This is a genomic window from Streptomyces sp. NPDC046915, from assembly GCF_040644935.1.
Lineage (GTDB): Bacteria > Actinomycetota > Actinomycetes > Streptomycetales > Streptomycetaceae > Streptomyces.
This window is the reverse complement of the sequence record NZ_JBEYXB010000012.1, coordinates 123,189-137,227: the sequence shown is the minus strand read 5'-3', so window position 1 is coordinate 137,227 and position 14,039 is coordinate 123,189. Positions and strand designations below refer to the sequence as shown.

Sequence of the window (14,039 nt, the reverse complement as noted above, 5' to 3'; positions counted from 1 at the left end):
ACCGTCATCCCCGACCGCCGACCAGCCTGCCTCCGCCGGCCCTACCACCCGACGGAGGCAGGCTGGTCAGCCCCTTCCGTGACCTCGCCAAGGGCGTCGCGGAGACCCCGGAACCGCCTCACTACGGTGTGGCGACACGCGAACGTCCCGGTCCGACGCCAGGGTCGGAGCCGTCAGAGGCGCCGTGCCCCGCGCAGGCCCCGCGCGTAGTAGCCCTCACCGTCCAGCTGTGAGGTGCCGCCTTTGTCACCCATGGTGGGGCCGTTGGCGACTTTCCGGCTGGAGATGAAGCGCGGGTGGTCGTTCGTGTCCAGACCGAGGTAGATGCCAACGTGGCCGATCCGGCCGCCCGACAGCTTTCGTGTCCTGAAGAAGACCAGATCACCGGGCTGGAGCCCCTGGGTGAAGGTGGGGCGCTGGTCGGTGAGCGGGATCACTTGCACGCCGAGCGGCCCGTGGGCCATTCCGTCGGCGGTCCGTTGCAGCCCGCGGCCCGCTGGGTTGTTCCTGCTGTTCAGCAAGAGCCCGGACCGGTATCCGTACACCAGCCGGATGTACCCGGAGCAGTCGACGGAGCGCCGACGGCCCTTCTCGGGGCGGCGGGTGACTCCGTCGGGGAAGGTCCAGGGGACACCCAGGTAGTCGTAGAAGTCCGACCCCATGCGCCGCTTCCCGCGCCGAGTACGGCCCGAGTCGTCGATGACCCGGGGCCCGTAGCGGGCGGCGCCGCTGTACCTCACTCCCGCTGCGTTCTTGCGGTCCGGGGCACCCGCTATGTAGTCGACGGCCGTGGCGAGGACGTCGGGATCGCGGCTGCCGAGCCGGGCCTTGAGCCAGTACTTGAACCAGTCGCTCTGCTCCGCACCCCGGGCCCATGGCTGGGGCAACAGCCGTACCCAGCTTTGGGTGACGACCTTGGCCTCCGTCGTCCTCGGCTCCGCGAAGGTCCTGCTGGGCCCCGTCAGTACGGCTGTACGGGCGCCGTCGGTGAACGTGGCGATGACGGTGCCGTGCCGATCGCGAGCAACTGTGCGGGAGGGGTTGCCGATCCGCTCGTAGTCCAGCGGGGCACTTCCGACCCGGTTGCCGGCACCCGGTGACGCCCATGGGCGGTCAGCACGGTGCTTGAACTGGAGGGTCAGCACGCAACTCGCGGCGAGCATGACGCCTGTCACCAGGAACAGGGCGGGATTCTTGGTCACCGAGAGCATTCGGATCCTGTGTATGAAGCGTTTCACTGCTCAACTCCGGTCAGGAGGAGGGGAGATGTCACCGTGCCCCGTGCGGGCGGCTCAAGTCGTGGGCAGGGCACCCAGCAGCAGTCCGGACGCCAGAATCACGTAGGTGGTGAAGGTGACCGTGCCGGTGGAGAGCACCGTCGCCGTTTTGGGCTGCCGCTGGAGCTGATAGGCGATGAGCCCAGGGACGATGAACCCCAGGGCCTGGTGGGCGAACAACAGCGGGAACTCGTGCTGGAGCAGCAGGGAAAGCCCGGCCTGGAGCAGGACACCGGTGAGCACGACGGCGGCGAACAGCCGCTTGCCGTAGAGGATGACGAAGCGCTGTAGCAGCGTGGTCAGCAGGTACGTCAGAGTCGCTGTTCCCGCGACGATGGCGGCGGCCCTCAGATCCTCGACGAGCGTGAGGGCGAGCCAGCCCGGCGTGATCATTCCGCCCGGTGAGAGGTTCGTCGTCAGGTAGCACACGAGGGAGAACACCAGACCGAGCGCGATGCCGATGGCGGCGATCTGGGGTGTGAGTACTGCGGGGATCAATGGGATTCTCCGTGGGGGGAGTCGTGGCGAGCGCCTGGCGAGACGGTGTGGGAGGCACCGCTGGGGTCGGCGGAGTCGTCGGGGTGCTCGGGCAGGAGTGCGGTGAGCCGCTCCAGGAAGAGCTCGCCCTGCCCATGGATGTTGCCGATCGCGACGAGGGAGGAGTCCGGGCCCAGGTGGGCCAGTAGATCCGCGGTAAGACGGTCGGGGTCGCGGCGGTCGCCGCCGAGGTCGACGACGTTCCCGCTCCAGTGGGCGGGTATGGCGTCAGCGGCCGACTTGGTGGGATGGCCGATGAGGAACACCGACTCCGGAGCGAGCTCGGGAATGAGCGCGCCCATCTGCCCGTTGCGCTCGACGCGGTCGGGCCGGCAGTTGATGACGACGTGCAGTGGGCGGTGGACGGCGCCCAGTTCGAGGAGCTGGTTGATGTTCATGAGCGTCGACTCGGGGTCGTTTGCGGCGAAGACGTTCGCGAACCTCAGTTTCTTCCCGTCGGAAGTGCGGTACCGCTCGACAGAAAGCACACCTGGGTCCGGTGGCGCGTCGTACATACCTTTCAGCGCGGTGTCGCGGTCCACGCCGAGCAGTTCGGCGACCGCCAGCGCGATGGCCACGTTCTCCTTGAAGGTGAACCAGCTGAAGCCGCGCAACTCGTCGTCGGTGACCGAATCCGGGTCAACGCGAACCAGCCTGCAGTCCCGGGCGTCCGCCTCCTCCTGGAGGATGTGGAAGCGGTCCTTCTCGGCGGTCACGCAGACGCCGCCCTCCGGGATGGACCGGCACAGGGAGCGTGCCACGTCGTCCAGGGTCGGTCCCATCTCCGCGAGATGATCCTCCCTGACGTTGCACAGCACACCGATCGTGGAGCGGATCAGCTTGGACTGGTTGATCTCCTGGAGCGCGGGCATGACAGCCATGCACTCCATGACCAGGACATCGGGATGATAGGCGGCGGCCCGCCGGACGATTCCGATCTGTTCCACGACGTTGGCGATGCCGAACTTCCGGTGGACGGGCTCCTCAGTGGCGTCGGGGTGGATGAACCGGGCCGCGGTGCCCGTGGTCTTGGCGACGGTGACCAGGCCGCTGCCTCGCAGGGCGCCCGCGCACAGTCGGGTGATGGAACTCTTGCCACGAATGCCGTTGACCAGTACGCGGGTGGGTATGTCGGCCAGATTCGCATCGTGGCGGCGCTGCTCGACGACGCCCGCAACGAGCAGACCGGCGCAGCACGCCACAAGGACGCAGTACAGGAAGAGCACGGTGGGGCAACTCCTAGGATCCGGCCGGCGTGGACGCGGGCGGCTCGTCGGCGGGCCTGGGCGTGGACCGTGCGTCAACGAGCGGGAGGCGTTGTCTGATCAGTTCGAGGCTGCGGGCGAGGGATCCCACCTCATCGTGGTAGCGCGGGTAGACCACCGTCCTGCGGTCCCCGTCTGCCAGCGCCTCGGCGTACCGGGCGACCTCACGCAGCGGACGTACGACGACGATGTACAGCCAGCCGAGGCAGAGGGCGCCCGTCGTAAGGCCCAGCAGGCCGACAAGCATGATCCGCCGCTGAGCCTCGTACTCCGGTAGCCCGATCCAGAACATCGGCCTGATCGAGGCGACCTGCCAGCCGAGTGCGCTCGCGACACCCCGGTTCTCCTTGAACGGCACCACGGCGGCGACCGCCGGATTCCTCCAGCCGAGCAGCTGCACGGAGGAACCCTGGCCGATGCGCGCGGTCTCCATGGGCACCCGCAGCCGGTCGTCGGAGACCTGGCCGAAGGCTACGAACCCCTTGTTGGACGCGATGACCCGCTGCGCGGAGTCCACCAGCCACACCGAACCGAGACCCGGCCGGGCGAGGAGGCTGAGAAGGTACTGGACCTTGAACTCGCCCACGACATAGCGCCGTTCAGCCTTCGACGCCGCGTGCTGGGCCGGCTGTGGGACTACGGCAGCGATGACCGGTTCCTTACCGGAGGTGTTCGTCTGCACGACACCGGGCGTGACGCGGAGCTTCTTGGGGGTTTGGGGATCCCCTCCGGCCCGGACGAGGATCTCGCCGGAGCCGTCGACGACGTAGAGGGCTCGATATCGGCCGTGCTTCTCCAGAGAGTCGTCGAGAACCTCGCGCATCCCTTCCGGTCGGGCACCGTCGATCACGCCGGCGACATGGGTGAGGTCCGCGTACCCCTCGTTGATACCCCTGCGGACGCCGTCCGCGGCCGTCTCGGTGCGCTGCCGCTGGTCCTCGGAAAGCAGGCGCGGTACGACGGCGGCTGTGTGGGGCCAGGTCCTGCCGAGCGTCATCAGCATCGACGCGGACCAGGCCAGCAGAGCGAACAGACAGATCACCAGGACGGTACTCAGGCCGAGTCGGCGCCGTCCCGTACGTGTCCCGGGCAGACTCAGGCTCCGACGCCATCTCTTCTTGGCCGTCTCCTGCGACTGTCCACTCTCCCCGCGGAGTTGAAGCCGTAGCGCCTCCAACGCGGCACCGACCCTGGCGGGTTCCCCGAAGCGGGGCACTGGGACAGGACCTGTGAGCTCGCCTCGACCGAGGCGGCTCGCTTCGAGACGCAACCGCAGGACAGGTCGCTGCAGCAACCCCCAAAGGGCAGCGGAAACCCCTGCGGCGAGGGCCAACAACACGCCCGCGGCAAGAAGGGCGCGGCGCAGGTCGCCAGTCCCGGCCGAGGCTCGGTCGGTGCGCACCGTCGTGACAACCGTCAGTCCCAGCGCGCCGCTCGGCCTCGCTGCCGTGCCGAGCCCTCCGGTCACTCCGGCATACCCGGCAGCGATACGGGTGTTGCCCTCCTCGGGCCCGACGAAGCTGCCGCTCGGCCCGTCGAAGCCCCCGGCAGCAGCGGTGTCCGACGGCCCCTTGCCCACCGCCTCGCGGACGGCAACGCTGGCCACGGCCTTGGCCCGGTCCGTACCCGCCTCCGGCCCGGCCGAGGTCAGGGTCACCCCGTCACGGTCCACCACGTGAAGAGTGTGACCCTTGTCCACGTTGATGCTCGGCACCTTGAGGCTCTGGGAAGCGACGAGCAACTCCTGCCTGCCGCCTTGCGTCAGCGTCGCGAAGACCAGTAGCCGGATAACGCCCGAGTCGCCATGCACCAGCCTCGGAGGCGGATTCGCCGGCATTCCACGCAGGTCCACCTTCCCGAGCGGCACGTCCTCGCCCCGCGCGGCGAGCAGCCGCCTGGTGGACAGATCGACGACAGCGGTACCACGCCATTTGCGGTAGGCCTGGTCGAGCATGGTCAGCATCTTGTCTGCCGGTTGGGACTTGGTGCCACGGAAGTGGGCGGCTGCTCCCTGTAGATCGGAGACGCTCTCGTCGACGGCGGCCTCCAGCGCGACCGCTCCGTCCTCGGCGATGTGCTGCTGTGAGCTGAGTACGGCCTCGGGAATGCCCCGGTCGGTATCGCTCCCGACGGCGAACACCGTAATGCCCGCGACGAGTATCAATAGAACCGGCAGGGCTGCCAGTGGCGGACGCACTCCTCCTAATAGAGCCATGTCCGCGCGGCACCGAACTCTGCGTCCCTTGGATATCGGGGGTCGAGTGGTGGTCAAGAAGAATCCTTTCGCGAGCTCCGCCGATACTCCGCGAAGCAGTGAAGAGAAGTTCTTGACCTGTCTGACGGGCGATATACGGATCCGGTTTATTGCATAAGTGTGACGGTTCTCACCCTGTGGCTGCCGGGTGGATTTTCACGTCAGAAGAAAGTGGACACAGCAAGGCTGTGAACGGACGAAGATCCGACATCTACTGATCCGAAACGGTTGGTTTTCTGGGTCGTTGATCCCGAAGTAAGTGAACTGGTAGGAGACGGGGAGCGCACGGCAGTTGTCGCCGTCGGCGCAGGAGGCCCTTCGGCTGCGGGCGGTGGCGGCGTTGGTGGCGGACCGGACTCGTGAGGATGTCGCGGCGGTGTTCCGTGGCCGTCGAGCAGGACGTTGAGGCCCGTCCGTGTCCAGCGAGAGACGACGTGGCCGGCGATCCGGGCGAAGGCGAGGACCGAGGGCGGGTGCTCTTCGCCGACCGGACCGGCATCCGCTCCGACCAGGTCACCGGCCGTACCTGGGACGCCAAGGGATGCACCCCCGTGAAACGCCGCACTGGCCGTCACTTCTCCGACAAAGCGATGGTCGCGATCAGCGCCAAGGGCCGGATGCACTTCATGGTGCTCACCGAGTCCTCGACGCCGACGTCATGCGCCGCTCCCTGGAGCGCCTGGCGGGTCACTTCGACCACAAAGTGCACCTCGTCCTGGGGTGGCGTGAAGTCTGATCTGGAGATATGCGCCTCATGAAGGAGTTCGGTAAGTGGTTCCCTGAGGTGGCGCGGGATTGGAGTCGGCCGGCTATGTGGCGTTCACCCCTCATCAAATGATGGCCGACAGCGCACGGCTGTGCAGGGAAAGGTATTTCGTTCGCCGACCAACGCACAGCGAGGTGCGAGCAGGCAAAACGGCGCCGTGGCCGCTCAGGCTGGGGCCCGAGCGGCCACGGCGATGGCGTACCGTCTGACGACTACCGCTTCACGGTCATCGGTTCAGGGTGCAGGTGGCGAGGGTGTCGACTTTCTGCTTCGCAGTGGTGTCACCGATGGCGTTGACGATGCGGTTGATCGTCGCGACGCGCTTGTCCTTGAGCGGGTTGAGAATGGCGTTCTGGACGAAGTTGGGTCCGCCCTGGCCGACCGTGTTGGCCAGGCGCTTGTTGGCTTCCTGGATCTGGGTGTTCAGGAGGGCGAGGTTGCGGTCGACCTCGGCCTGAGCGGAGGCGGGAACGGCCTTGAGCTGGGAGGCGACGTCCGGACAGTTCACCGTGTTCGCGGCATTGGCGCGGCCGTTGCCGTTGTTACCCGCGCGACCTCCGTTGTTCCCGTTGTTGCCGCAGTTGCCGCCGGCGTTGCCCTGTGTGCCGGTGTTGCCCTGTGCGGTGCCGCCGGTGTTGTCCTGCGCACCGGCGTTGCCCTGTGCGGCGCCACCGTTGTTGCCCTGGGCGCCGGCGTTGCCTTGCATGGCGCCGCCGGTGCCGTTGCCTGCGTGATTGTTGCCCTGTGCGGTGCCGCTGGCGTTGCCCTGCGCACCGGCGTTGCCCTGTGCGGCTCCGCCGTTGTTGCCCTGCGCACCGGCATTGCCCTGCGCGGCACCACCGGCATTGTTGTTGCAGTTGTTCCCCGCATTGTTGCCGTTGTTTCCGCCGGCATTGCCCGTGTTGCCACCGTTGTTGAGCGTGCAGGTGGCGAGGGTGTCGACTTTCTGCTTCGCGGTGGTGTCACCGATGGCATTGACGATGCGGTTGATCGTCGCGACGCGCTTGTTCTTGAGTGGGTTGAGAATGGCGTTCTGGACGAAGTTGGGTCCGCCTTGGCCGACCGTGTTGGCGAGGCGCTTGTTGGCTTCCTGGATCTGGGTGTTCAGGAGGGCGAGGTTGCGGTCGACCTCGGCCTGAGCGGAGGCGGGAATGGCCTTGAGCTGGGAGGCGACGTCCGGGCAGCTCACCGTGGGGGCGGCTGACTTCGTCGTGGCCTTGGAATCACCGTTCGCCTTGGACGTCTGCCCAGCCAAGGCGGATCCGGTGATTACCGCGCCGGACAACACCACAGCGGCCGCGCCGCCGATCATCGCTATGCGGCGCTTGCGGTACTTCGGAAGAGCCCTGGACATGCTGGTACCTCACTCTGGGGCAGGGGGGTGGCATCCGCCGGTGGTCGGCCGGCCGGATTCTCAAACGCGGCGCCTGCGTTCAGAGGGAAGTACGTGAATACGTGGTCGGACACTCAGCAAGTCATGAGATTTTTGTGAAATTCTTTCGGAATAGCCGCCTATCTGCGTGTCCTATGTGGTAAACGGTCGCTACCTCGGCGTAGGGACCCTTCCTGGGTGTGCGAATCAACCCGAGTTGCGGAAGGAGAGCCGTTCGGGATGTTGTGCGCGTCATGCGCGATGGGCTCCAACTCGCTTGCTCTGGGGCGTGGTTGTCTCGTAGTGCAGGTGAGGCAACGCAGGCCATCATCCCGATCGATTGCGCCTTATCCTTGAACCTTTATTGCCGGGGCAGGGCTCACAACGGTACGGCTTCCGGTGATCATGGGGTGTCGAGTTCGCTGGTCACCACGATGGAAGACCGTGCCTGCTGCGTGATCGCCGAGTGGGCCGCCGATGCCTCTGGCCAGCTCCTTGCCCACTGTGGGGCGACGCTGCGCCGCCGGGTACTGCGGCGCGTCGACGGCGATGCCCTCGACGCGGCGTCAGCGGCCGGATCACCGCCCGTGCGGACGCCTCCCACGCCGTCGGCCAGGGCGGACACCGGCCCGCCCGCCCAGTGCGGGCGGCGGTCGCGGTGGGCGGCGAATCCGACCCTGCACACGCTGGTGAAGGAGCTTCCCTGGAAGGAGGCGCCGCTGATGGACCGCACCCGCACCGCTGCCCACGGCCGCGACGAGATCCGCCGCCTGACGGCCGTCGCCGTGCCAAGCGGGGGCACCATGTCAGGGATGTGACGTTCGGGGAGGATGCCTGTGGCGGGACGGGACAACACCGCCGAGGGCCTGCGCCGTCGCGGCGGGACATGGCCCGGCCGCTGGGAGAACGGCACCCTTGCCGGCGGGCGCGACCACGCGCGCCCGCCGGCCGTTCCAGCAGATTCAGCACGTGGAGTTGCTGGAGATCCTTATTCCGGTGACCGTGTAGGAGTTGGTGAACGTGGTTTGGTTATTCGGCGGAAGGCAGATCGAAGTCCCGTCCTGGAGCCGCAGATACACCACGTCGTCGTTCCGGGTGTTCACGACCCCGTAGTGCGGCCGGGGCCTGACCGTCTGGTAGGTACTGGTGACGTCCCGGTACTTCGAGATCGGCGTGCCCGCGTTCAAGGCGGCGTTGTCCACGTAGAAGCAGACGTAGGGGTACGGGCAGCCGTGGGTGGGGGACTCCGCGTGGGCTGCGGATGCGCCGGTCATGGACATCGCCGCGACGGCCAGGCTCGCCCCCACGGGGCCTGCAACCTTCCGGATGACGGACTTCATCAAACCTCCAAGAATTCAGTAACGTGAGTGCGACAGCCACAGCCTCGGGGACCTCGAAGCCGTGAAGCAATAGCTGCCGCCCGACCCGCAACGGTGGAACCATCCCACCCCCGTTGAACTGCAGAAACAGCGAAGACTGGGATGACTCTCCGGCGGTGACACTCTTGGCGCGGCCATCGTCCGCCCAACCGCGAGCACGACGCAGCCCTGATTGCCGAGGCCACTGCCTGACGGGCTTGAGCGCGGTAGGCGGTGAGGCGTCGGGCGAGGGCTCGTCAGTTCTTCAGGTGGGCGATGGCCCGGCTGATGGTGGAGCGGCCCACACCGAACCAGCACGCCAGCACGCCAGCACGTCGTGAGTGACTCCTTGGCGGAGGTGCACGAGCGTGGCCAGGAGTCGGTCGACGAAGACCACCGTTGCGGTTATCGGGCAGCGGCCGGCAGACGGCCACGACGAGCCGGGGGTCGGCATCGATGGCGACCTGTTGGTCGGTCGGGCGAGGTGGTTGACGATGCGGTCGGCGGCCCACGTCGACACCCCGAACCGCGGCACCAGTTGCCGCGGCGTGAGGTTGGTCCACCGTACGCAAAAGGCCGATGCAGTCGAGCGCCTTCACGTACTTGAGCGGGCTGCGCGGAATAGTAATCGCAGGTACTCTGCTGACGAACATCTGGATCTTTGCTGAGAGCTCATGGGGCCTGAAGGAGATAGAAGGCGAATCATGGACCAGCGTGTTCGGGAATTCCTGACACCAGGGAATTTCGGACATATCAAGCATGCTTTCCAACGGGAGATTTGGCCGGGGCAGCGGCATCACATCGACAACAACGCCCCGTCCGGGGCGCCGTAACGGAGTCCTCATGACCAGCACGTCGAGCAGTCCACCGGCAGTGGCTCCCCGCGGTACGCCCGAAACACCCCGTCCTCATCGTGCGACAGTGGCCGCACTGGTCGCCGTGGCGGCCGGGCTCGACCTCGGCGACTTCTACTGGTTCGGGTTGCCGACGTACTGGCCGGCCGTCATCGTCGTCGCGGGCGTCGCATTGGGGGCGTCCGTGGCATGGCGCCGTACGCGCCCTGTGGCGGCTCTCGTAGTGGCGGGTCTGGGGTACCTGGTCACGTGGGTGGCGGTCGTTTCCTTTCCGGACGCAGGGTTGCTGCCCACCATGGCGCAGGCGGCCGTGTGGGTGGTGGTGTTCAGCCAGGTCGCCGAGGGCACCAGCCGGATGCGACTCGTCGCCATTGCCGTGCTCGGCACGTGTATCGCGCTGGAAGCCCTGCAGAACATCCAGATGATCGACCGGAGCGACGTCCCAACGGCGATGGTTCTCTACGACGCGATGACCTTTACCTTCGCCCCGCTCGTCCTGTGCGCTGCCGCCGACGCGGTACGGAGCCGGATCCAACTGGCCACGACGCAGGCCGCGCAGGCCGAGCGGCTGCGTGAACTGGACGCAAGCGCTGCCGCACACGACGAACGGCTCCGTCTTGCCCGGGAGTTGCACGATGTCGTCGCCAACCGACTGAGTGCGGTCGCCATGCGGATCACTGCGGCCGGTCATGTCCGCAGGCCTCCCACGACTCCTGAGAGCAAGGTCCTCGACGAGATCGGAAAGGAGGTCGACAGCGCGCTCGGCGAGCTGCGCAGCATGCTCGGGACCCTGCGCAGCGACCGGGGCGGCGCGGACACGGCGGCACCGCCTTCGCTGGAGAACGTGGGGGAACTCGCCGATCTCGCCCGTCGGGCAGGTGCCGAAGTGGAGGTCGTCGTCAACGGAACGCCGGTGCCGCTGCCGAGCGTGCTGGACCTGACGGCATACCGCATCGTCCAGGAGGCCCTCGCCAATGTGAGCCGCCATGCCCGGCCGCCGCACGCGACCGTCACAGTCGACTACCGGCAGGAGGGCGTGTACCTCCGTGTCGACGACGAAGGCATGGACACGGAACCGGGGGCGTCGCCCGGTCATGGAATCATCGGGATGCGCGAACGCGCGGCGCTGTGCGGCGGCCGGGCCTCTGCGGGAGCCCGCCCGGGAGGGGGTTGGACCGTCGAGGCGACGCTGCCTTTGCCCGAGAGGACCACATGACAGTCTCCATACTCCTCGCCGACGACCAGGAGATGGTGCGCACCAGCATGCGCATCATGATCGATGTCGAACCCGACCTGGAAGTGGTCGGTGAAGCCGCCGACGGACACCTCGCAGTCGAACTGGCCGCCCGCCTCCGCCCGGATGTCGTGGTCATGGACATCCGGATGCCGCACACGAGCGGTGTGGACGCCACGCTCCAGATCATGAATCGGCCCGATGCCCCGGCCGTCCTGGCGCTGACGACCTTCGACCTCGACGAGTACCTGTTCGGCGTACTACGCGCGGGCGCCGTCGGCTTCGTACTCAAACACGACCCGGCCGCCACTCTCCTGGAGGGCATACGGGCGGTCGCCCGAGGGGAGGGCTTCGTCTCACCGGGTCCCACGCGCAGACTGATCACCCGGGTGGCGAACGGCGATTCCGAGCCCGTGCAGCTGCCCGGGGGGCTGACTCCCCGAGAGTGCGAGGTACTCACCCTCCTCGGGCAGGCAATGAGCAATACACAGATCGCCCGAAGACTGCACATCGAGGAGAGCACGGTCAAAACGCATGTCCAAGGCGTGCTGACCAAGCTGGGGGTCCGCACTCGGGTCCAGGCCGCGCTCATGGCCAGCCGGGCCGGACTGGTCGGCGGTATCGGATCGGTACGGAAGCCGGAAACGCACTGACCTGGACCGGGATGTATCAACTCGACGCCCTGCCTGGTCCTCGAGGTGCCGGTCGCTCGGTGTCCGCGGTGCTGTGTTCCACGCGGACGGCCACAATTCCCCTGTCCGGGCTTGCTCTTGCCCTCTATTTGGTTCCGACGGTGCGTAGTACGGCCAGTACGAGGGTGCGGGCCACAGCGACGATCTCGCGGATGGACACCTGCTCCCGGGCACTGTGGGCCAGCCGCACATCGCCGGGCCCGAACTGTAGGGTCGGTATGCCTGCTGCGGCGTACAACCTCAGGTCGCTGCCGTACGGCGCGCCGCGTTCGCGCACCTGCGGCCCACCGACCGCATCGGCGTGCGCGTCGCGGACCAGCGCGCCCAGAGGATGACCGGCCGGTAGCCGGCCGCTTGCGAACTGGCCGCCGGGCCAGGTCACAACGGCCGGGTGATCTCGCAGCCACGGATCGGCCGCGCATGCCTCGGCCACGCAGGCCTCGAAGTCGGCGACTGCCCCGGCCGGGTCCTCACCGAGCCGGACGCCGAGCCTTCCCTCGGCGACGAGGCGGTCCGGCACGCTGCTCGCCCAGTCACCCGAGCGGAGCGTACCGACGGACACCGCGTAAGGGATCTCGTAGTCGGCCATCAACGGGTCGATCGCCGTGTTGCGCCGGGCTTCCAACCGGGCCAGCGCCCGATGGACGGACAAGTACGCGTCGATGGCACTGGCACCCGCCGTGCGCGTACTCGCGTGGGTGGCTCGGCCCGGTACCTCGATGCGGAAGGTCAGAGCGCCGGCGTTCGCGGTGACCAGTGTGCCGCCGGTCGGTTCTGTGATGATGCAGGCGTCGCCCGTGTGCCCGCGCCGGAGGGTGGCGAAGGCGCCGAGCCCGCCGTCCTCTTCACCGACCACGAAGTGGGCGGCCACCCGGCCGCGCAGCCTGGCTCCGCTCGCCCGGATCGCCGCCAGGGCGGCGAGGTTGGCGACCAGTCCGGCTTTCATGTCGCAGGCGCCACGGCCGTGGACGATGTCGCCCATCACCCTCGGAACAAAGGGGTCGCCGTCCCACCGCTGAAGGTCGCCCGGCGGTACGACATCGACGTGCCCCTGGAGAATCAAGGTCGGCCCGTCACCGGCGTCCGATGTGGCCGCCACCAGTCCCCATGCTTCGTCGCGCGGTGCCTCGGCCCCGGGGAAGCCGGGCTGGTCACGCAGCGCGGGCAGGTCCATGGACCACAGATCGACGTCCAGACCGAGCCGGTCCGCATGCCGTGCCAGGCGATGCTGCATGTCGGATTCGGCGGCGCTCCCGGTCACGCTCGGGATCGCGAGCAGTGCCGGCAGCATCTGGGCGATGGCCGCCTCATCGACCGCTGCGAGGGCAGTCGACTCCTCGGAATTGAGTGTTGCGGCCACTCGGTCACTCCCGTCATCGCGGTCAAGGAGATGAGTCCGGATGCTATTGTCCAGCCGCTGGTGCAATCAATCACCATAACTTGCCCCTTGGGCTCGATTTCTTGCTTGCTCAAGGCCCTTGTGGAGTTTTATTGCACGGCGCATGAGTTCGCTGTTCTGTGGAGGTAGCGGCGTGGATGCCGTGGACGAAGCGATCATCCGTTGCGTATTGCAGAACGCACGGAGTACCTATGCAGAGATCGGTGAGGCAGCGGGGCTGTCTGCGCCGGCTGCCAAGCGGCGGCTCGACCGCCTTGTTGCCACGGGAGCGGTTCGCGGGTTCACCGCGCTCATCGATACGCAGACGCTGGGCTGGCGGACCGAGGCGTTCGTCGAGGTGTACTGCAAGGGCAACCCCTCACCCGCCGAGTTGCAGAGGGATCTGGAGGCGATCCCGGAAGTCGTCGAGGCATGCACCGTCTCCGGTGCGGCGGATGCGATGCTGCATATGCTCGCCCAGAACATCGCGCACCTGGAGCAGGCCATTCAGCGGGTCCGCGAGTCCCCCGTCATCGACCGCACCGAGAGCGTGATCGTGTTGTCCCGGCTCCTCAACAGGCCCCGTTTGTGAGCTGGTTGAGGCCACCAGGATGCCCGGTCCGGATCCGAACGGCCTCCGTCCGCAACTCGGCGGGTGCCGAGGCCATCCGCGACCACGCCGGCGTCGAGCTCCCGCAGGACGCGCTCGCACCGCACCTGATCGTCACAATTCGGCGGACCGTAGTAAGGACTCCAGCAGGCGAAGTTGCCTCCATCGGTCGACGAGGTCCGTTCTCCTCACTTCGGAGGAGTTATTCAGCAACTCCCCGGGCCCTTAGTACGGTCCTGAGCAGTGCGCCGCGTTTCGACCCCGCCCAACCCATAGTTTGGCCCGGCCCCTTCGATCACCAATGGAGCCGGAAGAAAATTGTCCATCTCTACCGAAGCACGTCGGCCGCCCACTATCGCGCTGGGCGACTGCCTGTTGACCACTGTTCCGCTCACGGCGGCCACAATTCCGGCGGCGACCGATCCGCGGGCCGACGCGAACC

At 67.4% G+C, this 14,039-nt stretch carries 12 protein-coding genes and 1 pseudogene; 5 read left to right on the top strand and 8 right to left on the bottom strand.

Annotated features, from left to right (window positions below):
• Window positions 1–173 precede the first annotated feature (173 nt).
• The 4 genes from ABZ915_RS29215 to ABZ915_RS29200 all read right to left on the bottom strand — a co-directional run bounded on the left by ABZ915_RS29215 (window position 174) and on the right by ABZ915_RS29200 (window position 5,276).
• The gene (locus ABZ915_RS29215) at window positions 174–1,211 is read right to left on the bottom strand and encodes an NlpC/P60 family protein (RefSeq protein ID WP_361809404.1); all 1,038 of its coding nucleotides are present in this window, start codon (window positions 1,209–1,211) and stop codon (window positions 174–176) included.
• An 81-nt stretch (window positions 1,212–1,292) separates the two neighbouring features.
• Window positions 1,293–1,775, bottom strand: coding sequence for a poly-gamma-glutamate biosynthesis protein PgsC/CapC (locus ABZ915_RS29210; protein ID WP_361809402.1), 483 nt, complete (start codon window positions 1,773–1,775; stop codon window positions 1,293–1,295).
• Complete coding sequence (gene pgsB, locus ABZ915_RS29205) at window positions 1,772–3,040, bottom strand: poly-gamma-glutamate synthase PgsB (RefSeq protein ID WP_361809400.1); 1,269 nt, start codon at window positions 3,038–3,040, stop codon at window positions 1,772–1,774. The genes ABZ915_RS29210 and pgsB overlap by 4 nt, the downstream gene beginning before the upstream one ends.
• Window positions 3,041–3,053: 13 nt before the next feature.
• Window positions 3,054–5,276, bottom strand: coding sequence for a HAMP domain-containing protein (locus ABZ915_RS29200; RefSeq protein WP_361809398.1), 2,223 nt, complete (start codon window positions 5,274–5,276; stop codon window positions 3,054–3,056).
• A gap of 491 nt (window positions 5,277–5,767) precedes the next feature.
• On the opposite strand from ABZ915_RS29200, the gene ABZ915_RS29195 reads away from it, so the two are divergent.
• The gene (locus ABZ915_RS29195; protein ID WP_361809396.1) at window positions 5,768–6,091 is read left to right on the top strand and encodes a transposase; all 324 of its coding nucleotides are present in this window, start codon (window positions 5,768–5,770) and stop codon (window positions 6,089–6,091) included.
• A gap of 234 nt (window positions 6,092–6,325) precedes the next feature.
• Here the strand turns inward: ABZ915_RS29195 and ABZ915_RS29190 are convergent, their stop codons facing one another.
• Complete coding sequence (locus ABZ915_RS29190) at window positions 6,326–7,453, bottom strand: hypothetical protein (protein WP_361809394.1); 1,128 nt, start codon at window positions 7,451–7,453, stop codon at window positions 6,326–6,328.
• A 428-nt stretch (window positions 7,454–7,881) separates the two neighbouring features.
• Between ABZ915_RS29190 and ABZ915_RS29185 the strand changes: the two genes are divergently transcribed.
• A complete protein-coding gene (locus ABZ915_RS29185; protein WP_361809392.1) occupies window positions 7,882–8,289 on the top strand; it encodes a hypothetical protein in 408 nt (135 codons plus the stop codon).
• A 144-nt stretch (window positions 8,290–8,433) separates the two neighbouring features.
• Here the strand turns inward: ABZ915_RS29185 and ABZ915_RS29180 are convergent, their stop codons facing one another.
• Complete coding sequence (locus ABZ915_RS29180; RefSeq protein ID WP_361809390.1) at window positions 8,434–8,811, bottom strand: hypothetical protein; 378 nt, start codon at window positions 8,809–8,811, stop codon at window positions 8,434–8,436.
• 416 nt (window positions 8,812–9,227) lie between these two features.
• Window positions 9,228–9,409, bottom strand: a pseudogene (locus ABZ915_RS29175) (hypothetical protein); the annotation flags it as partial.
• A gap of 359 nt (window positions 9,410–9,768) precedes the next feature.
• On the opposite strand from ABZ915_RS29175, the gene ABZ915_RS29170 reads away from it, so the two are divergent.
• A complete protein-coding gene (locus tag ABZ915_RS29170; protein ID WP_361809388.1) occupies window positions 9,769–10,899 on the top strand; it encodes a sensor histidine kinase in 1,131 nt (376 codons plus the stop codon).
• A complete protein-coding gene (locus tag ABZ915_RS29165; RefSeq protein ID WP_361809386.1) occupies window positions 10,896–11,570 on the top strand; it encodes a response regulator transcription factor in 675 nt (224 codons plus the stop codon). Before ABZ915_RS29170 ends, ABZ915_RS29165 begins: the two co-directional genes overlap by 4 nt.
• A gap of 124 nt (window positions 11,571–11,694) precedes the next feature.
• Here ABZ915_RS29165 and ABZ915_RS29160 read toward each other — a convergent pair whose 3' ends face one another.
• On the bottom strand, window positions 11,695–12,900 hold the full coding sequence (locus ABZ915_RS29160; RefSeq protein ID WP_361809708.1) for an ArgE/DapE family deacylase: 1,206 nt from the start codon (window positions 12,898–12,900) through the stop codon (window positions 11,695–11,697).
• A 241-nt stretch (window positions 12,901–13,141) separates the two neighbouring features.
• Between ABZ915_RS29160 and ABZ915_RS29155 the strand changes: the two genes are divergently transcribed.
• A complete protein-coding gene (locus tag ABZ915_RS29155; protein ID WP_361809384.1) occupies window positions 13,142–13,579 on the top strand; it encodes an Lrp/AsnC family transcriptional regulator in 438 nt (145 codons plus the stop codon).
• Window positions 13,580–14,039: the final 460 nt, after the last annotated feature.